We start from the raw sequence: 20,782 nt of genomic DNA, 5'->3' as shown, positions 1-20,782 counted from the left end.
CGCGGTTCACTCCCCTGACGTCGTCGCGATCGACCGCCTCGACGGGCGGATGCGCATCAGTTCAGCCTACCGACGCTTGCGACGAGCGCGCGCCGCGCCGTCAGCAAACTGCTGGTCAATCGACTCCACCGGCGGTTCGGGCGGAGCGTGATGCGGGATCTGAGACAGCGTTCCGAGCAGCGTGCTGGGAATCGAGATCGGGCAGGAATCCCGCAACGCGGTGCGGGCCTGACCCTGCTGCTCGACCTCGGCTGAGCATTCGGGACACAGCGAGAGGTGGTGCGCGGCGCGGAGGTGGGCGGTCATCCGGAGTTCACCGTCGACGAACGCCGCGATGGCCTCCGTGGACAGATGCTCGGTGGAACCGAAGCGACGCGGGCCCACGGGTGCAGCGCTCTGTGCGGCGAGCTGGGTGGGAAGCCAGGAGAACGCCCGGCGGAACACGTCTCCCGGGTCGGCCATCGCCCAGCTCCTTTCAGACCACTCGCGTGTCGAGACTGCACCTCGAATGTAGCGCGGTCGACGGATCGATACACCCACGACGCGTCAGGCGGACTGGGCCCGCTCGCCCGTGTACTCGTCGGAGTGCTTGGCGAGATAGTCGCGAAGCGCCTGCCTGCCGCGGTGGATCCGGCTGCGGACGGTGCCCAGCTTGACGCCGAGCGTGGCGCCGATCTCCTCGTAGGACAGACCCTCGATATCGCACAGGACGACAGCGGCACGGAACTCCGGAGCCAGCGAGTCGAGCGCCGCCTGCAGATCCGGGCCCAGTCGCGAGTCGTGGTAGATCTGCTCGGGGTTCGGCTCGTCGGCGGGGACCCGGTCGTAGTCCTCGGGCAGCGCCTCCATGCGGATGCGGTTGCGTCGCCGGACCATGTCGAGGAACAGGTTCGTCGTGATGCGGTGCAGCCAGCCTTCGAAGGTGCCGGGCTGGTAGTTCTGCACCGAGCGGAACACCCGGATGAACGTCTCCTGGGTGAGGTCCTCGGCGTCGTGCTGGTTGCCGGACAGGCGGTAGGCCAGTCGGTAGACGCGGTCGGCGTGCTGCTTCACCAGCTCGTCCCAGGACGGCATGGTGGTCTTGTCACCGGTGGCGTCGAACACCGCGGTGCCGGTCAGTTCGTCGGACGGCTCCACCCATTCGGTCTGGTCGGCGCCAGCGCCGGCCTGCTCGAGGTGGGACATGAACACGGGGTTCGTGACGGCGGTCGTCGGATCCTCCAAGTCAGAAGCGGCACCGTCCACGAGAGACGGCTGTGCACAGGTGGAAACGGAGATACCCGATCGGTTGTTCCCGAATCGCGATCCGTCACCGTTCTCCATGCGCTAACCCTCGGCGACCCCGGTGAGGTTGGCATATGAGCAAACTGAACTTTTCCTGAGAAACCCGGCCGACGCCCGGCGAGCTGCGTAAACGTACCTCAACCGGCCGTAACTCACATCCCGGTGCGGGCGTGTCGCGGAGCGGGCGCGTAGGTGTTCGCTCTACGCTGCGGGCATGGCCGACGACACCGCAGGTCAGGGGCGGCCCAGCCGCGCCGAGGCCATCCTCACCCACGCTGAGCAGTCGATTTCCGAGGACGCCATCACCGCCGCCGCCCGTGAGCGGGCCATGGACAGCGGAGCGGGTGCCGTCACCCCCGCGGTGGGAGCGCTGCTGAGCGTGCTGGCCAGACTCGCGGGCGCCAAGGCGGTCGTCGAAGTGGGCACCGGCGCGGGTGTCAGCGGACTCTGGTTGCTCGCGGGCATGCGCGAGGACGGCGTGCTGACCACGATCGACGTCGAACCCGAGCATCAGCGGCTCGCAAAGCAGGCGTTCTCCGAGGCCGGAATCGGCGCCTCGCGGACCCGGATCATCGGCGGCCGCGCTCAGGACGTGCTGACCCGGCTCGCCGATGAGTCCTACGACCTGGTGTTCGTCGACGCCGACCCGCTCGATCAGCCCGCGTTCGTCGCCGAGGGCGTGCGCCTGCTGCGGCCCGGCGGCGCCATCGTGGTGCATCGGGCCGCGCTCGGCGGACGGGTGGGCGACGCGCAGGCGGCCGAGCGCGACGTCGCAGCCGTTCGCGAGGCCGCTCGCTTGATCGCCGAAGACGAGCGCTTGACGCCGGTCCTGGTTCCGCTGGGCGACGGCCTGCTGGCGGCCGCCCGCGACTGAGAGCTAGCCTCCGGCCGGACGAAGCTCGACGACGCTGCCGTCGGGGGTGATGTCCATGTCGCCACCTACCGGCGAATTGGCGCGGATCGACATCCGCAGTCCCGTCTCACCGCCCTCGATGGCGAGGAAGACCGAGTCCTCGGCGGGGATGCCGAGCTGCTCCGCAGCACGCGCCAGCGTCGCGGCGACTGCGGCGGCGTCGAAACGGCTGAGGTCGGCCACGTGGTCCTCGGAGAACACGGGCGACTCGGACTCCCAGCTGTTCCAATCGCCGTCGCGATAGGTGAAGGTGTTCATCACCGTGTCGCTTCCGGGCTTGCGGCGATCGAGAACGGCGTGCTCGGGATACACGTGGAGCTCGTAGCCCATCGTGTCGCCGAACTCTTCTCGCATCGACTCGAGGATGGCCGTCAGTCCGTCCGCACTCTGTTCCTTCACATCCGGTGCGAACGGGTCCACCACGGCGAAGAACACGATGCCACCGATGACCGCGGGGACCACCAGGCCGAACACCAGCATTGCGACGGGCAGGAACCGCAGGCCGCCGCGCTTGACGACCGTGGGCCCCTGCTGCCCGACGACGCTTCCGGGGACGTAGGTCTCCCAACCCGAGGGCCGGGGCGGCGGCGGCGCGTGGGGGTGATCGCTCAACCCGGCCTCCAACTCCGCGATGCGCTTCTCGGGATCGTCGTCGTCCACGGCGTGATCGTCGCACGTCGGACACCTTTACGCGTTCTTTACGGGCGCTTCCCTTGACCGCTCACTGAACGTGTGTTTAGTGTGCTAAACATGCGTTCAACGGACGATCTGACGACCACGGCGCGGATTCGCGACGCGGCCATCGACCTCTTCGGCCGGGAGGGTTTCGCGGTGGGGGTTCGCGCGATCGCGACGGCCGCCGGCGTCAGTCCCGGCCTGGTGATCCACCACTTCGGGTCGAAGGAGGGCCTGCGCAGGGCGTGTGACGACTACATCGCCGGAGTGATCCGCGACAGCAAGACCGAGACGATCCGCAGTTCGGATCCGGCCACGTGGCTGTCGGCGATGGCGGAGATCGAGGACTATGCGCCGCTCATGAGCTATCTGGTGCGCACGCTGCAGAGCAGCGGTGACCTGTCGAAGACGCTGTGGCGGCAGATGATCGACAACGCCGAGCAGTACATCGAGGAAGGCGTGCAGGCGGGCACGCTACGGCCGAGCATCGATCCGAAGAGCCGCGCGCGGTTTCTCGCGATGGTCGGCGGCGGCACCTTCCTGCTGTATCTGCAGATGCACGACAACCCGGCCGACGTGCGTGCGGTCCTGCACGACTACGGCGAGGAGATGATGCTGCCCGCCCTTGAGCTGTACACGCACGGACTGATGGTCGATTCGACGATGTACGACGCCTTCCTCGCACGGCGCGAGCAGGGAATTCCTTTCACTGAAGGAGCACACGATGAATAGCGCACTCGCAGTTGACATCTCCGGCCTCACCAAATCGTTCGGCAGCACCAGAGCCCTCGACGGACTCGACCTCACCGTGGCGCCCGGCGACGTGAGCGGCTTCCTCGGACCCAACGGCGCGGGCAAGTCGACGACGATCCGCGTGCTGCTGGGGTTGCTGCGCGCCGACGGCGGCACCGTGCGACTGCTCGGGGGTGACCCGTGGCGTGATGCCGTGGCGCTGCACCGCCGAATCGCCTACGTTCCGGGTGACGTCACGTTGTGGCCGAATCTGACGGGCATGCAGGCCATCGACTTCCTGGCGTCGTTGCGCGGGACCGTCGACGTGAAACGACGCGACGAGCTGATCGAGCGCTTCGAGTTGGATCCGCACAAGAAGGCCCGCACGTACTCGAAGGGTAACCGGCAGAAGGTCGCCATCGTCTCGGCGTTCAGTACCCGAGCAGAGCTCTTCGTGCTCGACGAGCCGACGTCCGGCCTGGACCCGTTGATGGAGCAGGCATTTCAGCAGTGTGTGCGCGAGGTCGCCGGGGAGGGCGCCGCGGTACTGCTGTCGAGCCACATCCTGGCCGAAGTGGAGAAGCTCTGCGAGAACGTCACGATCGTGCGCGCCGGACGGACCGTGCGGACGGGCACGATCGCCGAGATGCGACACCTGATGCGGACCACCGTCGCGGTGCGCACTCGCGGTGACGGCGCGCTCGAACGCCATCCCCATGTGCACGATCTGGTGAACGACGCAGGGCTGCAGAGGTTCTCCGTCGATCGCGATCACCTCGACACCGTGATGGGACTGCTCACGGATCTGGGCATCGAGGAGCTGACGGTCTCCCCCGCGTCGCTCGAGGACATGTTCCTTCGCGAGTACCAGGGGGCGGGCCGGTGAGCGCGGTGGCGGTGGCGCCGGGACGGCACGAAGCTCCACCGGCGGGCTCACCGTTGAGCGGCACGGGACGGCTGCTCCGGTTGGCGCTGCGCCGCGACCGGGTGCGGCTGTCGGTGTGGGTCGGCACGCTGACGCTGATGATGGTGTACGCGCCCAACGCCATCGAGCTCGCGTACCCGAGTGCCGAAGAGCGGATGACCAGGGTGAACCTGCTCAAGACGCCCGCCGGGATGATGCTGGGCGGGCCGATGTTCGGCGGCGACGAAACCGATCTCGGCACGATGATGGCGAATGAGCTGATGCTGACGATGATCGTCGCCACGTCGATCCTGGCCGTGCTCAGCGTGATTCGGCACACCCGCGCCGAGGAGGAGAGCGGTTCGGCCGAACTGGTGCTGGCCTCAGTCGTCGGGCGGCACGCGCGGACCGCCGCCGCGCTGCTCCTCGTCGGGGGTGCTCTGCTGGTGCTGACGGTCACGATGACCGTCGCGATGGCGGCGACCGGTTTCTCCGTGGTCGAAACCGCCGCGATGTGCCTCGGAATCACCACGGTGGCAATGGTCTTCGGTGCGACGGCCGCGGTCACCGCACAGCTGTGGCGTCAATCGCGGACTGCCACGGGGGCCGCCCTCGGCGCGCTGGCAGCGGCCGCGCTCGTTCGCGGTGCGGGTGACGTCATCGACCATTCGGGCAGCGCGCTGAGTTGGTTCTCGCCGATCGCATGGGCACAGCAGATGCGAGCGTTCGTCGACCTGCGCTGGTGGCCGCTGGCGCTGCTGGTGACACTGACCCTCGCCCTGATCGGCTCGACTGTCGCGTTGGAGGCGCGCCGCCAGTACGACGCCGGGACCCTTCCGTCGTCCGGCGAGCATCCCGGTGCGCACCGGATCGCCGGTCCGCTCCGACTGCACCTGACGCTGCAGCGCGGTCAGACGATCGGCTGGTCGGTCGGATTGTTCATCGCGGGACTGGCATTCGGCTCGATGACCTCGTCGCTGCAGGACGCCGCACAGAACAATGAACTGATCGCGCGGGTGCTCGCCGCACAGGGTGCCGACGGTGTCTACACGACGATGACGCAGTTCCTGGCCGCGGCGGCCACGGCGTACGTCGTGTCGGCGGTGCTGAGGGTGTACGCCGACGAGCGATCCGGCCTCGGCGAGGCGGTCCTGGCGGGCGCGGTGTCCCGGTGGCGGTGGCTGCTGACAGCGGTGCTCGCGGCGGTCATGGGATCGGCGGTGCTGCTGTTCTGCGCGGGCCTGGGCAACGGACTGGGGGCGGCGTTCACCACCGGTGAGCCGTCGACCGTGCTGCGGCTGACGCTGGCGGGGTTGGCCTTCGTGCCCGCGATGGCCGTACTGGCTGGAATCGCAGCAGTGGCGGTCGCTGTGCGGATGCCGGGGATCGGTTGGCTCGCAGTGACGTTCGTGGTAGCCGCCCTGTACCTGGGCGCGCTGCTACGCCTGCCACAGTGGCTCATCGACCTGTCGCCGGTCGGCCAGACCAGGGCGCCGTCGGAGGTATCAGCCGGCGCCGGCGTCGTGCTGGTCGTAGTGGCACTGGCGCTGACTGCGGTGGCGTGCGTCGTGTACCGAAACCGCGACGCCGCATAGAGGAGGTCGACGGTGAAGATCGCACTGCAACTGCTGGGTTCGACCGCCGGGAGTGTGCTGTTCTTCGGGGTGCTGTTGTTCTGGCCCGCAGGCACATTCGACTACTGGCAGGCGTGGGCGTTCATCGCCGTGTTCGTTGTCTCGACGATGGGACCGACGGTGCATCTGGCCGTCCGGCATCCGGACGCATTCCAGCGTCGCCTGCGCTCCGGACCGATGGCGGAGACGCGGGCGGTCCAGAAGCTCATCAACATCGGCATCCTGGTGGCGGTCGTGGCGGTGTCGGTGGTGAGTGCGCTGGATCACCGGTTCGGCTGGTCCGCTGTGCCGACGCCCGTCGTCATCGGCGGCGACGTGTTGGTGGCGGCCGGAATCGTCCTGGCATACCTGGTGATCGCGCAGAACAACTACGCGGCCGCGACCATCACCGTGGAGGCGGGCCAGGAGCTCGTGTCCACGGGTCTCTACGGTGTGGTGCGCCACCCGATGTACGTCGGCGCGTTGATCATGACCGCGGGAACACCGCCGGCGCTCGGCTCCTACTGGGGGCTGGTCGTCGTGGTGCCGAGCGTGCTGGTCTTCGTCGCCCGCATTCTCGACGAGGAGAAGGCGATGCGCGACGAACTCGCCGGTTACGACGACTACATGGAGCAGGTGCACTACCGGCTGGTGCCGGGAGTGTGGTGACGTCACGTCGTACGCTCTCAGGGTGAGTGCGACCGAGATGAGCTGCCCTGGCGGCGGCAAGGCCTGGACGGTCGATGTGTCGGGCAAAGCGGTCTGCCCACGCTGCAAGAGGTCGTTCACCACCCTGGCGGGCAGACACCGCACGGTGAGCAACATGCCGAAGGTCCCGGAGCACACGCGGCCGAAGAGTCAGAAGGTGCCTCGGCAGCGGGGGTGAGAGCATTCCGCCTCCTGTCACACGTGCGCTGTAGCATCGAACACATGTTCTACCCGGCTGAATCTGCGCTGGTCGAGCGCATCGGGGCGCTCGAGCTCGGCAAGTCCGCCGCTGCCGCCGAGCAGGCCGAACTGACCGTCGAACTGGAGACCCTGCGCCGCGCGCGGGAAGCCGCCGAGGGCGTGCCCGCCCGTCGCCGCTGTACGGGCCTGGGCGGTGAGATCGCCCTCGCGCGCCACGACTCCCCGAATCGGGGCGGTCGCCACCTCGGGTTCGCCCGCGCGCTGGTCCACGAGATGCCCCGCACCCTGGCCGCGTTGAGGGCCGGGGCGCTCTCGGAGTGGCGGGCCACCCTGATCGTGCGGGAGTCGGCGTGCCTGGACGTCGAGGACCGCCGCGAACTGGACCGCCGGATGTGCGCCGACCCGTCGCCTCTGGAAGGCAAGGGCGACAAGCGGATCGCCGCCGACGCCAAGGCGATCGCCTACGAACTGGACCCGCAGGCCGTCGTGGACCGCGCCGTGCGCGCCGAGTCCGAACGCACCGTCACCGTGCGACCGGCACCGGACAACATGACCTACGTGACGGCCCTGCTGCCGATGCCCAGGGCGTCGGGGTCTACGCCGCCCTGAAACGGGAAGCCGATCTGAGCGTCGACGGTCGCGGCCGCGGCCAGGTCATGGCCGACACCCTCTACGAACGCATCACCGGCCGCCCCGCCGAGGTCCCGGTGCCGATCGCGGTGGACCTGGTGATCACCGACGAGACACTGCTCGGCGGTGACGACGTCCCCGCGCGGGTGCCCGGCTACGGTCCGATCCCGGCCGCGATCGCCTGCCGACTGGCCGGCGACGCGGTCGTCGACGAACGCTCCGCAGCCACCCTGCGCCGGCTCGACCGACACCCGGCGTCCGGGGCGCTGGTCGCCATGGAGTCGCGAGCCCGGCTGTTCCCCAAGGGTCTGGCCCGGTTGATCGGTTTCCGCGACGACACCTGCCGCACCCCGTACTGCGACGCCCCGATCCGCCACACCGACCACGCGCAGCCGCACCAGAGCGGCGGCCAGACAAGCGAACTCAACGGCGAAGGCACGTGCGAGGCGTGCAACTACGCCAAACAAGCCCCCGGCTGGCGAGTCACCACCGCACGCGAGCGCGACGGCACCCACACCTCCGAACTCACCACACCCACCGGAGCAACGCACCGCTCGGCGGCCCCGCCACTACCGGGTCGAATGCGGCCGCCCGCGAGTCGCATCGAGATCGTCTTCGCCGACCACCTCGCCTGGTGCAACGCCGCCTGAACGAGCACGCACGACGCCATACTGATCACATGGAGTGGCTCACCGGCCTCGGACTCGCAAGCGCGGCCGGACTCAACGCCTACATCCCGCTTCTGGCGATGGGGCTGCTGGCGCGATTCACCGACCTGGTCAACCTGCCCGCCGGCTGGGCGTGGCTCGAGAACGGCTGGGTCATCGCGATCGTGGCCGTGCTGCTCGCCGTCGAGGTCGTCGCCGACAAGATCCCCGCCCTCGACAGCGTCAACGACGTGATCCAGACCTTCGTCCGACCGACCGCGGGCGGCATCGTGTTCGGGGCGGGCACCTCGGCCGAGACGGCGGCCGTCGCCGATCCGGGCGCGGTCGTGTCGTCGGGTCAGTGGATTCCCGTCGTCGTCGGCGTCGTCGTCGCGCTGCTGATGCACCTGACGAAGTCCGCGGTCCGGCCCGTCGCCAACGTCGCGACGGCCGGGGTGGCCGCACCGGTGCTGAGCACCATCGAGGACGGCCTCAGCATCGGACTGGTGTTCGTGGCGATCCTGCTGCCGGTGCTGGTGGTCTTCGCGCTGGTGTTCATCGCGTGGGCGGCATTCACGTTGATCCGGCGCCGGCGACAAAAGCAGCGCGCAGCGACGGCCTAGATCCAGACGCCCTTGCCGACGGCGACGACGCCGCCGGAGCTGATGGCGAAGCGCTCGCGGTCCTTCTCGAGATCCACGCCGACCATTTCGCCGGGCCCGACGACCACGTTCTTGTCGAGGATCGCGTGCCGCACGACCGCACCGCGGCCGATCCGCACGCCCGGCATCAGGACGCTGCCCTCGACGATCGCCCCGTCGTCGATGACGACGTTGGACGACAGCACCGAGTTACGTACCGACGCCGCCGAGACGATACTGCCCGCGCCGACGACCGACTCCTGCGCCGAGCCGCCGTTGACGAACTTCGCGGGCGCCAGGTTGGCGGACTCGCCGAGGATCGGCCAGCGCCGGTTGTACAGGTTGAACACCGGGTGCACCGACACCAGATCCATGTGCGCGTCGTAGAAGGCGTCGAGCGTTCCGACGTCACGCCAGTAGCCGTGATCTCGTTCGGTCGACCCGGGGACCTCGTTGTCGTTGAAGTCGTAGACCGCGGCCATGCCGTCGGCCACCAGGCGCGGGATGATGTCGCCGCCCATGTCGTGATCGGAGGTGTCCTCGTCGGCATCGGCTTTGATCGCATCGACCAGAACCTTGGTGCTGAAGATGTAATTGCCCATCGACGCGAACGTCTGCTCGGGGTCGTCGGGGGTGCCCGGCGGATCGGCGGGCTTCTCGATGAACGCGCGGATTCGTCCCGACTCGTCGGAGTCGATGACGCCGAATGCGCTCGCCTCGGCCCGCGGCACCCGGATGCCCGCCACCGTGACACCCGCACCGCTCTCGATGTGGAACTGCAGCATCTGCTCCGGATCCATCCGGTAGATGTGGTCCGCACCGAACACGACGACGTAGTCCGGGTCCTCGTCGTAGACCAGGTTCAGCGACTGCAGGATCGCGTCAGCCGATCCGGTGTACCACCGCGGCCCGAGCCGCTGCTGCGCCGGCACCGGCGTGATGTACTCCCCGGCAAGCCCGGAAAGCCTCCAGTTCTGCGAGATGTGCCGGTCCAGCGAATGCGACTTGTATTGCGTCAGAACGCAGATCTTCAAATACCGCGCGTTGACGAGGTTCGACAGCACGAAATCGATGAGTCGATACGCACCGCCGAAGGGGACCGCGGGTTTAGCACGGTCGGCGGTCAATGGGTACAGGCGTTTGCCCTCACCGCCGGCTAAGACGATGCCGAGGACGTGCGGCAACTCCCTCATGGTTCAAACCTATCGGCAGGCCGGGACGGCGGCTAGCCATTCGCTCGATTGCCCGCGTGTTCGCACTCCCAAACGCATCAACGCAATTGGTGCAGCAGGACCACAACGGCTCCCGCGGTGAACTACGGTCGTACTCATGCGAGTGGCGATGATGACTCGGGAGTATCCGCCGGAGGTCTACGGCGGTGCCGGGGTCCACGTCACGGAACTCGTCGCGCAACTGCGGCAGCTGTGCGACGTCGACGTGCACTGCATGGGCGCACCGCGCGACACCGCGATCGTCGCCCAGCCCGATCCCGCGCTGGCGGGTGCCAACGCGGCGCTGACGACCCTCTCCGCCGATCTCGTGATGGTCAACGACGCATCGGCGGCGACGGTCGTGCACTCGCACACGTGGTACGCCGGGATGGCCGGACACCTCACCGCCCTTCTCTACGGCATTCCCCATGTGCTGACGGCGCATTCACTCGAACCCATGCGGCCGTGGAAGGCCGAACAGCTGGGCGGTGGGTACCGCGTGTCGTCGTGGGTCGAGCGCACCGCCGTCGAAGCCGCCGACGCCGTGATCGCCGTCAGCTCGGGGATGCGCGAGGACGTGCTCCGGGCGTACCCGGCGTTGGACCCCGACCGGGTCCACGTGGTGCGCAACGGGATCGACACGCAGGCGTGGCGTCCCGTGCCCGCCGGGTCCGTACTCGCGGAACTCGGCGTCGACACGGGCAAGCCGATCGTCTCGTTCGTCGGCCGGATCACCCGGCAGAAGGGCGTCGCGCACCTGGTGGCCGCCGCCCACGCGTTCGCGCCCGACGTGCAACTGGTCCTGTGCGCCGGCGCGCCCGACACCCCGGGGATCGCCGCGGAGGTCAAGGACGCCGTCGAGGAGTTGCAGCGGGCCCGCAAGGGCGTGTTCTGGGTGCAGGACATGCGCCCCACCGAGCAGATTCGTGAGATCCTCTCGGCATCAACGGTTTTCGTATGCCCATCGGTGTACGAACCACTCGGGATCGTGAACCTCGAGGCGATGGCGTGCGGCACGGCGGTGGTGGCGTCCGACGTCGGCGGCATCCCCGAGGTGGTGGCCGACGGCACGACGGGCTCGCTCGTGCACTACGACGCGGCGGAACCGACGCGGTTCGAGCGGGATCTGGCGGACGCCGTCAACGCGCTGGCGGCCGATCCCGAACGCGCCGCCGAGTACGGCCGCACCGGGCGTCAACGGTGTATCGACGAGTTCTCCTGGGCGACGATCGCCGAGCAGACTCATGCGATCTACCGCAAGGTGTCCGCATAGCATTCGGCGCGGGTCATGCGCCTCGCGCACGTCCCGCGCCGACTCGCTAGCTGGTGACGTTCTTAAGTTCCTCGCCGAGGGCCGCGGCCTCGTCCGGCGTCAACTCGACGACGAGGCGCCCACCGCCCTCAAGTGGTACTCGCATCACGATGCCCCGCCCCTCCTTGGTTGCTTCAAGCGGACCGTCTCCAGTCCGGGGCTTCATCGCCGCCATCGAGTACTCCCTCCACATGACGCCGGGCCCGCCAACGGATCCGGTCGAGGCCGAGAGGCCACATGGCGACAGCTCCCGGCGCTGAACTGCAACTGAACTCCGACCATTCTTCCCTATCCGCGGCGTTGCGTGTGCAAAGACCCGGTGTTGAGCCCTCAGGAGGGACTCGGAACCCAGCAGTCGGCGACGTGGTCGTCCACCATTCCGGTCGCCTGCATCAGCGCGTAGGCGGTCGTCGGGCCCACGAACCTGAACCCGCGCTTCTTGAGCTCCTTGGCCATGGCCGTGGATTCCGGCGTGACGGCCGGGACGTCGGACAGCGCGGCCGGACGGGGCCGCCGGTCGGGCGCGAAGGACCACAGCAACTCGTCGAGGTCGACGTCACGGTCGCTCAGATCGGCGGCCACGCGGGCGTTGCTGATCGTGGCCTCGACCTTGGACAGGTTGCGCACGATGCCCGCGTCGGCCATCAGGCGCTCCACGTCGCGGTCGGTGAAGCGGGCCACCTCGGCGATGTCGAACCCCTTGAACGCGCGCCGGAAGTTCTCCCGCTTGCGGAGGATGATGAGCCACGACAGCCCGCTTTGGAACGCCTCCAGCGACATCCGCTCGAACAGCGCCTGGGCGCCGTGCAGCGGTTGACCCCACTCGGTGTCGTGGTAATCGCGGTACATGACGGAATCGGCTGTCGGAGGCCGTGATCCGCCGACCACCGCCCACCCGCAGCGCGTCCTGCCGTCGTCCGGGAAGGCGGTCACCGCTCAGCCTGCGCCTCGGCGTCCGCGTCGTCATCCGGCAGCGCGTGGGCGGGATGGTCGTCTGCGGTGTCGTGGGCGTCGAGGCCGTACGCCGCGCGCACCGCGGACAGCTCTCCCCGCAGCAGATCCAGTTCGGCACCCAGCCGGTCGAGCACCCAGTCGACTTCGCTGGTCTTGTAGCCGCGCAGCGTCTGGGTGAACTTGAGGGCCTCGACGTCGCCGCCGGTGACACCGGACGCCGGCAACACCGTCGCGGTGGTGCCGTGCGGCAGCGGTGGCAGCCGCTCACCGCGGCCGAAGACGACGCTGCCGACGCCGAACAGGACGACGGCCACCAGGATCAGGACGACCAGGTACAGAAGGATCATGGTCACGACGTCGATACTGCCCTAACGGCCCGACAGCCCGACGGTGCCCTCAGCGCGGGCGCAGGGTGTTCATCGGTGGCCGGTCGGCCAGCGACACCGTCGACGACCGGGCGGTGTAGTCGTCGCCGTCGGCGAAGAACTGCGTGAGCCCCACCCCGGAGTCGGGGATTCCGCAGCGAGACAGCAGCGTCGCGATGACCTGTCGGCTCATCGACGCCAGCTCCGTCAGCGGGCGGTTGCGGTGAGTCCGCACGCCGAGGTTCACCTGCGCGATGGCGTCCAGGCCGAGGCGGTCGTAGGTGTCGATCAACAGCCCGATCTCGACGCCGTACGCCGGCGCGAAGGGCACCGCCGTCAGGAGTTCGCGGGTGCCCGCGTACTCGCCGCCGAGCGGTTGCAGCAGGCACGTCAGCTCCGGGCGCAACGCGGCGAGCAGAGGCCTGGCGACCAACTCGGTGACACGCCCGCCCCCGTTGGCGTCCTCGCTGCCGCTGACCTTCAGCGGGCGGCGGTAGAAGCCCTTGACGAGATGCACTCCGTCGACCGTGAGCAGCGGGCCGAGCAACTTGGGCACGAACATCGGGTCGGGGTCGATCAGGTCCGAGTCGACGAAGACGATCAGGTCGCCGGTGGTCGCGGCCAGCGAGCGCCACAGCACCTCGCCCTTGCCGGGCTGGGGTTCGATCTCGGGCAGGGCCTGCTCGCGGCTCACGACCCTGGCGCCGGCGGCGACGGCCCGGATCTCGGTGTCGTCGGTCGATCCCGAGTCGAGCACGATGAGTTCGTCGACCAGTCCGCCGAGCAGCGGGGTGATGGTCTCGACGACCGAGGCGACCGTCTCCTCCTCGTTCAGCGCGGGCAGCACGACCGAGACCGTCCGGCCGGCTTTCGCGGCGACCAGTTCCTCGACCGTCCACTCCGGTCGCCCGAAGCTGTGATCGAACATCCACGGATGTTCCGCTACGCCGTCGGCTGCCGATAGTTCCGGTACAAGACTCATGCCAGTCCCCTTACGGTCCTCGACGGTGCACGCACACCCTGGATCGACGCGACCATCTCGAGCACGCGCCGAGTGGGCCCCACCTCGTGCACCCGAAACATCCGGGCCCCCTCGGCGGCGGCGAGTGCCGTCGCCGCCAGGGTGCCCTCCAGGCGCTCGGTGAGTTCCACACCCAGAGTCTCCCCGACGAAATCCTTGTTGCTCAGCGCCATCAGGACAGGCCATCCGGTATTAACAAGATCTTTTACGTGGCGCAACAAACTAAGACCATGACGAGTGTTCTTACCGAAGTCATGGGTCGGGTCGATCAAGATCCGATCACGGGCGACGCCGTTTGCCGCTGCGCGTTCAGCGGCCGCCGTCACCTCGGCGATCACATCCTCGACCACGCCCCGCTCGGAGAGTCCGTAGTTGACCCGGAACGGTCGGGTCCGCGGTATCGCGCCGCCGGTGTGCGAGCAGACCAGCCCGGCACCGAACTCGGCGGCGACGTCGGGTAGTTCCCGATCGTGGCCGCCCCAGGTGTCGTTGATCAGGTCGGCACCTGCGGCGCACGCCTGTTTCGCCACCGACGCTCGCCAGGTGTCGACGCTGATCAGCTGGTCGGGGTAGGCGCCGCGCAGCCATTCGATGAACGGCACGACGCGGGCGACCTCCTCGTCGGCGTCGACGACGCTGCCGGGGCCCGCCTTCACGCCGCCGATGTCGACGACGTCGGCTCCCTCGGCCACCACGCGGTGGACGGCGTCCTTGGCGGCCTCGTCGGTGAAGGTGGCGCCGCGGTCGTAGAACGAGTCCGGCGTCCGGTTGACGATCGCCATGATCAGCGCGCGATCGCCGGCCACCGGTCGGCCGAGAAACGTGGAGGACACGCCACCCAGGCTAGCTGCGTGCGATTTCGGCGTGAAAACCGTCGCTAAGCGAACGGAATCACGCCGAAATCACTTGGCGGGGCGCTTTCCGTCGACGACCTCCTGCGGGTAGTCGTCGTAGTACTCGACGTAGCCCTCGGAGCGACCGGCGAGCACGTAGATCGGGTCCTCGATCGTCCCGGCGTCCTCATCACCCTCGCCGGTGGTGCCGCCGTAGCCCTCCTTGCGAAGGTCGACCTTCTGGCTCTTGAACGTCGACGTGTGCGCGAGTTCACCGGTGACGCGGACGAACAGCGGGACGGCGTATCCCGGCAGGTGCTCGTACGCCGCCTTGGCCAGGGCCTTGCCGTCGAACTCCTCACCGTCCTTCAGCTGGATGGCGACCATGCCCGCCTTGCCGCCGGCACCGGGGACCTCGACGCCGTAGACCGTGCACTCCTCGACCTGAGGGTCGAGCGACACCGCGGCCTCGACCTCGGTGGTGGCGACGTTCTCGCCCTTCCAGCGGAACGTGTCACCGAGCCGGTCGGTGAACGCGGCGTGGCCGAAGCCCTGCGAGCGCATCAGGTCGCCGGTGTTGAACCAGACGTCCCCGTCCTTGAACGCATCGCGCACCAGCTTCTTCTCGGTGGCGTCCTTGTCGGTGTAGCCGTCGAACGGCTGGAAGTTGCTGACCTTGCTCAGCAGCAGCCCCGGTTGGCCGGTCTTCACCTTGCGCACGCGGCCCTGGTCGTCGCGGAGCGGCTCACCCGACTCGTCGTCGTACTCGACGAACGCGATGGGCGTCGGGCAGATGCCGGTGGTCTTGTCGACGTTGAACACGTTCATGAACGCTGTGTTGCCCTCGCTCGCGGCGTAGAACTCGCACACCCGCGCGATGCCGAAGCGCTTCGTGAAGTCGTCCCAGATCGCCGGGCGCAACCCGTTGCCGCAGATGACCCGGACGCGGTGCTGCCGGTCGGTCGGCTTGGGCGGCTGGTTCAGCAGGTAGGCGCACACCTCGCCGATGTAGACGAACGCCGTCGCGTCGTAGGAGATGACGTCGTCCCAGAACTTCGACGCCGAGAACGACTTGCCCAGCGCCAGCGTCGCGCCCGCGTTGAGCACCGACGACGTCGCGACCGTCAGCGCGTTGTTGTGATAGAGCGGCAGGCAGCAGTACAGCGTGTCGCTACTGGACAGCCGCATCCCCAGCCCGCCGAAGCCGCCGAGCGCGCGCAGCCAGCGGTAGTGCGTCATGACGCTGGCCTTCGGCATGCCGGTGGTGCCCGACGTGAAGATGTAGAAGGCCTTGTCCTTGGCGAGCACCGCGGCCGTGGCGGCCGGATTCGTGGTGGGCGCGGAGGCGGCGAGTTGCTTGAGCTCGTCGAGCGTCATCAGCCCCGTGGTGTCGGCGCCGCTCTCGGTGATCGGTTCGACGAGGTCGGTCTCGGCGACGACGGCGGTGGCCTTCAGCAGCCCGATGCTGTGCTCCAGCACTTTGCCGCGCTGGTGGTAGTTGAGCATCCCGGCGATCGCGCCGCACTTGACGATCGCCAGCATCAGCAGCACCGCGTCCGGCGAGTTGCGCAGCATCGCTCCGACGACGTCGCCGTGCCCGACACCCTTCGACGCGAGCACCGCCGCGTACCGGTTCACGGTCTCGTTGGCCTGCCGGTAGCTGATCCGCTCGTCGCCGAACTTGATGAAGTCGCTGTCGGCGTACTTCTCGGCGCGGTCCTGAAAGACCTTGCCGATCGACGTCTTCGCCGTCGGGCGCGCCATGAACCCGGTGGCGACGCCCTTCACGATCGCGGGCGCGTCCTTCAGCAGTCCCGGCAGTCTGGGCACGATGTCCAGCAGTCCGACGCTGCTGCGGGTGCTCGAGTTCTGGTCGCTCATGTTCGCCAACCTTACTGGGCGGTAGTGATCGGCCTCACTGGTCGGGGGCACATGCGTCGAGCGCCGCACCGACGTCGCTGACGACGATCAGTCGGTCCATGGCGCCCGGTGAGACGTAGCCCGTGTCGACCAGGCCGTGTAGCCACGTCAGCAGTCCGTCGTAGTGGCCGAGCGGATCGAGCAGCACCAGCGGCTTGTCGTGCATCCCGAGTACGCCCGCGGTCCACGCCTCGAAGAACTCCTCGAGCGTGCCGATGCCCCCCGGCAGTGAGATGAACGCGTCGGCGCGGTCCTCCATGACCTGCTTGCGTTCCCGCATCGTGTCGGTGACGACGAGTTCCGCGGCGTCGACGTCGGCGACCTCCCGGTGCACCAGCGCCTTGGGGATCACACCGACGGTGTGTGCGCCGTGGGCTCGCGCCGACTCGGCGACCGCGCCCATGGCCGACACGTTGCCGCCGCCCGACACCAGCGTCCAGCCGCGCTTCCCGATGGCCGCGCCGAGTTCCGTGGCGAGGGCGAGCAAGTCGGGATGTCGGGGACCGGATGCGCAGTAGACGCAGACTGAGTGAGCCACGCGTGAAACGTACCGGCTAGCGGGTCGACGAGCGCTTGCGCGAGGAGCATTCCACCCAGCCCGGAGGGCGCACCCAATACACTGCGGCGGTGCCCGATTCGCTGGAAGACAAGCTCGCGACGGCGCAGGACCTGGCGTGGCAGGGTCAGGGCCGGGCGGCCGCGGAGGTGCTCGCCGGCGTCGACCCCGAATCGTTGACCGAGGCCGAGTTGATGGCGTGGGCCCTCCCGCGCGCGGCCAACCAGTTCTGGATGCTCAACGAGCCCGAGCGCGCCACCGCCTTCCTCAAGACGACGCGGGGCCGGGTGTCGTCGGGTCCCGCGGTGGCGACCGTCGACGCGCTGCTCGGGACGTTCGCGATGAACGCGGGCAGCCCGCAGCGGGCGATGGGCATCGCGCGGGAGGTGCTCGACTCCGCGGACGCCGACGCGCAGGCCGTCGGGTGGGCGGCCGCGGCGGCCGCGCTGTGCAACGCCCGGATGGGCGCGTTCGCCGACGTCGACGCGCTCGCGGACCGGGCGATCGCCGCGGGTCATCCGGGGCTGCTGAGGTTCACCTCCGGCTTCGGGCAGACGACGGCACTGGTGATGTCGGGCGAGTTGGATCGCGCGCAGGCGCTGGCCGACGAGTTGGTCGACGCCGCACGGGGCGCCCAGCCGGGGCACGCGATCGGCCGGCTTCTCGTCGCCGACGTGCTGATCGCCCGTGGCGATGCGGCGGCGGCCGTCGCGCTGCTAGAGGAGGCGGCGACCGCGCTCGCCCCGACCGGTTACTCATGGGGACCGTTGGCGTGGATGCTGCTGGCGCAGGCCCTGGCGCAGGCGGGCCGGTTGTCCGACGCGGGCCGGATGCTGGCGCGCGCCGAGTCGAAGCATGGTCTGAAGTCGATGCTGTTCGCCCCCGAACTCGGGCTGGCGAAGGCGTGGACGGCGGCGGCGCGCATGGACGGGCCCGGCGCGATCAGCGCCGCACGCGACGCCGCGAAGGCCGCCGAGCGCGGCGGGCAGTCGGCCGTCGCGGTGCGGGCGCTGCTGGACGCCGTCCGGCTCGGTGACCTGCGGGCGGCGGAGTTCCTGGAGAGATTGGGTGATGACAGTGCCGTCGGCCGCCTCGCCCTGACCTACGCGCGGGCGTTCACCGCGGGCGACGCCGACGGGCTCGACGCGGCGTCGGCGGCGTTCGCCGGAATCGGGATGAAGGGAGTGGCCGCCGATGCCGCGCGGCAGGCGGCCGAGGCGCGCGGATGAGCCTGGTCGAGGCGTTCCTGTCGACGTGGTCGAAAGCGCGGGCCACCTTCGGTGACGACCGTTCGCTCGGGGGCGGATTTCCCGGCGACGAGGTAAGCCGACTGCAGTCGGAGGTGACGGGTGCCCGCCCCGGCGACATGTGGGGCGGCGGCGCCGCGGATGCCTACCACACGCTGAATTCGGCACACGCACAGTCGTTTACGGCTCTCGCTGATCTCGACCGGCGGATGACCGTTCACCTCGACGAGTTGGCGGCGGTGGTGTCCGCAGGCCGCGAACAGCTCGACGAGTTGCGCCAGTGGGTCGTCGACGTGGCCGACGGACTGCCCGAGGAGGTCGAACCCGACGACGTGCTGGCTCCCGTGGTCGGCCAGGCGGTCGACCGGCTCGTCGAGATCATCATCCGATCGCACGCGTCGATCACCGATCTGGCCGCCGGGATGAGAACCCTGGTCGCGGAGTACCGGGCGGTGAGCGGGTCATGACCGATCCGTTGCACGTCGACCCGGACGGAGTGCGCAACCTGGCGCGCGTGCAGTCCGACGTGGCGTCCGCACTCGACGCCGCCATCGGTGTCTCGGCGTCCGAGATCGCGGGCTTCGAGCAGCGGTACGGGCCCATCGCCGAGCCCGCGAGAAACCCGTTCCGCGAGATCCTCGCCGTGCGCGCCGACCTGCTGAACACGCTGTCCCGCACCAGCTCCGAGCTGGCCGAGCGCCTCACCGCCGCCGCGCGGGAGTACGAACGCGGCGACGACGCCGAAGCGGCGGCGCTGCGCGAGGCCGGCCTCGACGACGAGCGCTAGGTCGGCAAAAGCCTCCCCTCGGCCAACGTCATCCTGCGTTGCACGGTGATCGCGTCGAGGAACCGCTCGTCGTGGCTCACCACCACCAGTGCCCCGCGATAGGCGTTCAGCGCGGACTCGAGTTGCCCGACGCTGACCAGGTCGAGGTTGTTGGTGGGCTCGTCGAGCAGCAGCAGTTGCGGCGCGGGCTGGGCGAACAGCACGCACATCAGCGTGACCCGCAGCCGCTCGCCGCCCGATAGGGCCGCCACCGGCAACTGGATGCGATCACCGCGAAACAGGAACTGCGCCAACAGATGCATCCGGCGGGTGTGGCTCAGTCCGGGCGCTGCCGCCGCCAGACTCTCGGCCACGGTCGCATCCGGGTCCAGCAGATCGAGCCGCTGCGACAGGTAGGCGATTCGGCCGTCGGCGCGTTGCACCTGCCCCTCGTCGGCCAGGAGGTCGCCGCTGAGCAGTTTCAGCAGAGTCGACTTCCCCGCGCCGTTGGACCCCGTCAGCGCGATGCGTTCGGGCCCGCGGATGTCGACGTCGACACCGTTGTCCGAGAACAGCATTCGATCGCCGCGCCGCACGTTGACGCCGCGCGCGGCGACCACGGTGCGGCCCGCAGGCACCTCGGTGTCGGGCAGGTCCAGGACCAGGGCATCGTCATCGCGGACCGAGCGCTCAGCCTGATCGAGGCGCACCCTGGCCTCGTCGACCCGCTTGGCGTGCACGTCATCCGCCCGTGCCGCCGACTCCTGCGCGTCGCGCTTCAGCTTGCCCGCCACGATCTTCGGCAGTCCGGCGTCCTTGACGTTGCGGGCTGCGGTGCTCGACCGCCTGGCTGCTCGCTCGCGCGCCTCCTGCATCTGCCGCTTCTCCCGTTTCAGGAACTGCTCGGCGTTGCGCACATCGGCTTCGGCTGCCGCCTGCGCGGCGTCGAGCGCTTCGGAGTACGCGGTGAAACTGCCCCCGAAATAGGCGATTTCGCTGCTCCGCAGCTCTGCGATGCGATCCATCCGATCCAGTAGCGCGCGGTCGTGGCTGACCACCAGCAGCGTGCCGCCGAAGTCGTCGAGGGCGTCGTAGAGCCGGTGCCGGGCCGCGAGGTCGAGGTTGTTGGTCGGCTCGTCGAGCAGCAGCACATCCGGCCGGGCCAGCAGGCGGGCGGCCACGCCGACGGTGATGACCTCGCCACCGCTGAGCGTGTCGAGGGGTCGGTCCAGCGCGATGTCGCCGAGCCCGAGCCTGCCGAGTTGAGCACGAGACCGCTCCTCGACGTCCCAGTCCTCGCCGATCGCCGTGAAGACCTCATCCGACGCATCGCCTGCGGCGAGCGCGTTCAGTGCGGCGACGACCGGCGCAATTCCGAGAACGTCGGCGACGGTGGCGCCATCGGTGAGGAACGGCAGCGTCTGAGGTAGATAGCCGAGCACGCCGTCGACGGTGACGGTGCCCGCCGTCGGGCGGAACTCGCCGGCGATGAGGCGCAGCAGCGTGCTCTTGCCCGCGCCGTTGGACGCGACGAGGCCGGTGCGTCCCTCGGGGACGGCGAAGCTCAGGTCGGTGAACAGCGGAGTGTCATCGGGCCAGGAGTAGGACAGCGCCGATACGACGATGGAAGACATGACTGGGTCCTTCGA

22 protein-coding genes and 2 pseudogenes are annotated in these 20,782 nt (G+C 69.1%); 12 read left to right on the top strand and 12 right to left on the bottom strand.

Annotated features, from left to right (window positions below; genetic code table 11):
* Window positions 1–66: 66 nt before the first annotated feature.
* A complete protein-coding gene (gene rseA, locus NM203_RS01610) occupies window positions 67–462 on the bottom strand; it encodes an anti-sigma E factor RseA (RefSeq protein ID WP_255057842.1) in 396 nt (131 codons plus the stop codon).
* 84 nt (window positions 463–546) lie between these two features.
* Window positions 547–1,323: an RNA polymerase sigma factor SigE gene (gene sigE / locus NM203_RS01605; RefSeq protein ID WP_255057841.1), complete on the bottom strand. Its 777-nt coding sequence runs from the start codon at window positions 1,321–1,323 to the stop codon at window positions 547–549.
* Between the two features lie 175 nt (window positions 1,324–1,498).
* Here sigE and NM203_RS01600 point away from each other — a divergent pair, with 175 nt between their 5' ends.
* Window positions 1,499–2,158, top strand: coding sequence for an O-methyltransferase (locus tag NM203_RS01600; RefSeq protein ID WP_255057840.1), 660 nt, complete (start codon window positions 1,499–1,501; stop codon window positions 2,156–2,158).
* A gap of 3 nt (window positions 2,159–2,161) precedes the next feature.
* Here NM203_RS01600 and NM203_RS01595 read toward each other — a convergent pair whose 3' ends face one another.
* The gene (locus NM203_RS01595) at window positions 2,162–2,857 is read right to left on the bottom strand and encodes a hypothetical protein (RefSeq protein WP_255057839.1); all 696 of its coding nucleotides are present in this window, start codon (window positions 2,855–2,857) and stop codon (window positions 2,162–2,164) included.
* Window positions 2,858–2,947: 90 nt separating this feature from the next.
* Here NM203_RS01595 and NM203_RS01590 point away from each other — a divergent pair, with 90 nt between their 5' ends.
* From NM203_RS01590 to NM203_RS01560, 7 genes and pseudogenes are all read left to right on the top strand, one after another.
* Window positions 2,948–3,604 carry a TetR/AcrR family transcriptional regulator gene (locus NM203_RS01590; protein ID WP_255057838.1) on the top strand — a complete coding sequence of 219 codons (657 nt, stop codon included), beginning with the start codon at window positions 2,948–2,950 and terminating at the stop codon, window positions 3,602–3,604.
* Window positions 3,597–4,490 carry an ABC transporter ATP-binding protein gene (locus tag NM203_RS01585; protein WP_255057837.1) on the top strand — a complete coding sequence of 298 codons (894 nt, stop codon included), beginning with the start codon at window positions 3,597–3,599 and terminating at the stop codon, window positions 4,488–4,490. Before NM203_RS01590 ends, NM203_RS01585 begins: the two co-directional genes overlap by 8 nt.
* A 5-nt stretch (window positions 4,491–4,495) precedes the next feature.
* Complete coding sequence (locus tag NM203_RS01580) at window positions 4,496–6,103, top strand: ABC transporter permease (RefSeq protein ID WP_456299308.1); 1,608 nt, start codon at window positions 4,496–4,498, stop codon at window positions 6,101–6,103.
* 12 nt (window positions 6,104–6,115) lie between these two features.
* Entirely contained in the window at window positions 6,116–6,790 is a 675-nt protein-coding gene (locus NM203_RS01575; RefSeq protein WP_255057835.1) for a methyltransferase family protein, read from the top strand.
* A gap of 22 nt (window positions 6,791–6,812) precedes the next feature.
* Window positions 6,813–7,007, top strand: coding sequence for a hypothetical protein (locus tag NM203_RS01570; RefSeq protein ID WP_255057833.1), 195 nt, complete (start codon window positions 6,813–6,815; stop codon window positions 7,005–7,007).
* A gap of 44 nt (window positions 7,008–7,051) precedes the next feature.
* Window positions 7,052–8,310, top strand: a pseudogene (locus tag NM203_RS01565) (HNH endonuclease).
* Between the two features lie 29 nt (window positions 8,311–8,339).
* On the top strand, window positions 8,340–8,930 hold the full coding sequence (locus NM203_RS01560) for a DUF4126 domain-containing protein (RefSeq protein ID WP_255057832.1): 591 nt from the start codon (window positions 8,340–8,342) through the stop codon (window positions 8,928–8,930).
* On the opposite strand, the gene glgC is transcribed toward NM203_RS01560, so the two are convergent.
* Window positions 8,927–10,141, bottom strand: a complete 1,215-nt coding sequence (gene glgC, locus NM203_RS01555) for a glucose-1-phosphate adenylyltransferase (RefSeq protein WP_255057831.1) — start codon at window positions 10,139–10,141, stop codon at window positions 8,927–8,929. The genes NM203_RS01560 and glgC overlap by 4 nt on opposite strands.
* A 136-nt stretch (window positions 10,142–10,277) precedes the next feature.
* Here glgC and glgA point away from each other — a divergent pair, with 136 nt between their 5' ends.
* Entirely contained in the window at window positions 10,278–11,432 is a 1,155-nt protein-coding gene (gene glgA, locus NM203_RS01550) for a glycogen synthase (RefSeq protein ID WP_255057829.1), read from the top strand.
* A 46-nt stretch (window positions 11,433–11,478) separates the two neighbouring features.
* Here the strand turns inward: glgA and NM203_RS01545 are convergent, their stop codons facing one another.
* From NM203_RS01545 to NM203_RS01515, 7 genes are all read right to left on the bottom strand, one after another.
* Window positions 11,479–11,646: a DUF3117 domain-containing protein gene (locus NM203_RS01545; protein ID WP_066857137.1), complete on the bottom strand. Its 168-nt coding sequence runs from the start codon at window positions 11,644–11,646 to the stop codon at window positions 11,479–11,481.
* A gap of 155 nt (window positions 11,647–11,801) precedes the next feature.
* Window positions 11,802–12,404 (bottom strand): DNA-3-methyladenine glycosylase I, encoded by a 603-nt coding sequence (locus NM203_RS01540; protein ID WP_255057827.1) that lies wholly within the window; start codon window positions 12,402–12,404, stop codon window positions 11,802–11,804.
* Window positions 12,401–12,778: a DivIVA domain-containing protein gene (locus NM203_RS01535; RefSeq protein WP_255057826.1), complete on the bottom strand. Its 378-nt coding sequence runs from the start codon at window positions 12,776–12,778 to the stop codon at window positions 12,401–12,403. Before NM203_RS01535 ends, NM203_RS01540 begins: the two co-directional genes overlap by 4 nt.
* 43 nt (window positions 12,779–12,821) lie before the next feature.
* Window positions 12,822–13,772, bottom strand: a complete 951-nt coding sequence (locus tag NM203_RS01530; RefSeq protein WP_255057825.1) for a glucosyl-3-phosphoglycerate synthase — start codon at window positions 13,770–13,772, stop codon at window positions 12,822–12,824.
* A complete protein-coding gene (gene folP / locus NM203_RS01525) occupies window positions 13,769–14,644 on the bottom strand; it encodes a dihydropteroate synthase (protein ID WP_255057824.1) in 876 nt (291 codons plus the stop codon). Before folP ends, NM203_RS01530 begins: the two co-directional genes overlap by 4 nt.
* A gap of 69 nt (window positions 14,645–14,713) precedes the next feature.
* On the bottom strand, window positions 14,714–16,525 hold the full coding sequence (gene fadD6, locus NM203_RS01520) for a long-chain-acyl-CoA synthetase FadD6 (protein ID WP_255057823.1): 1,812 nt from the start codon (window positions 16,523–16,525) through the stop codon (window positions 14,714–14,716).
* Between the two features lie 34 nt (window positions 16,526–16,559).
* Window positions 16,560–17,102 (bottom strand): cytokinin riboside 5'-monophosphate phosphoribohydrolase, encoded by a 543-nt coding sequence (locus tag NM203_RS01515; protein ID WP_255057822.1) that lies wholly within the window; start codon window positions 17,100–17,102, stop codon window positions 16,560–16,562.
* Between the two features lie 101 nt (window positions 17,103–17,203).
* Here NM203_RS01515 and NM203_RS01510 point away from each other — a divergent pair.
* The 3 genes and pseudogenes from NM203_RS01510 to NM203_RS01500 form a co-directional block, all read left to right on the top strand.
* Window positions 17,204–18,349 (top strand): annotated as a pseudogene (locus NM203_RS01510) (AAA family ATPase); the annotation flags it as partial.
* Window positions 18,346–18,834, top strand: a complete 489-nt coding sequence (locus NM203_RS01505; protein WP_255057821.1) for an EspA/EspE family type VII secretion system effector — start codon at window positions 18,346–18,348, stop codon at window positions 18,832–18,834. The pseudogene NM203_RS01510 and the gene NM203_RS01505, both read left to right, overlap by 4 nt.
* Entirely contained in the window at window positions 18,831–19,154 is a 324-nt protein-coding gene (locus NM203_RS01500) for a type VII secretion target (RefSeq protein WP_255057820.1), read from the top strand. The genes NM203_RS01505 and NM203_RS01500 overlap by 4 nt, the downstream gene beginning before the upstream one ends.
* Here NM203_RS01500 and NM203_RS01495 read toward each other — a convergent pair.
* A complete protein-coding gene (locus tag NM203_RS01495) occupies window positions 19,151–20,767 on the bottom strand; it encodes an ABC-F family ATP-binding cassette domain-containing protein (RefSeq protein WP_255057819.1) in 1,617 nt (538 codons plus the stop codon). The genes NM203_RS01500 and NM203_RS01495 overlap by 4 nt on opposite strands.
* Window positions 20,768–20,782: the final 15 nt, after the last annotated feature.

This window comes from Mycolicibacterium arenosum (genome assembly GCF_024320865.1).
Classification (GTDB): Bacteria; Actinomycetota; Actinomycetes; order Mycobacteriales; family Mycobacteriaceae; genus Mycobacterium; species Mycobacterium arenosum.
The sequence above is the reverse complement of the archived record's forward strand: the minus strand, read 5'-3'. Positions and strand labels throughout refer to the sequence as shown.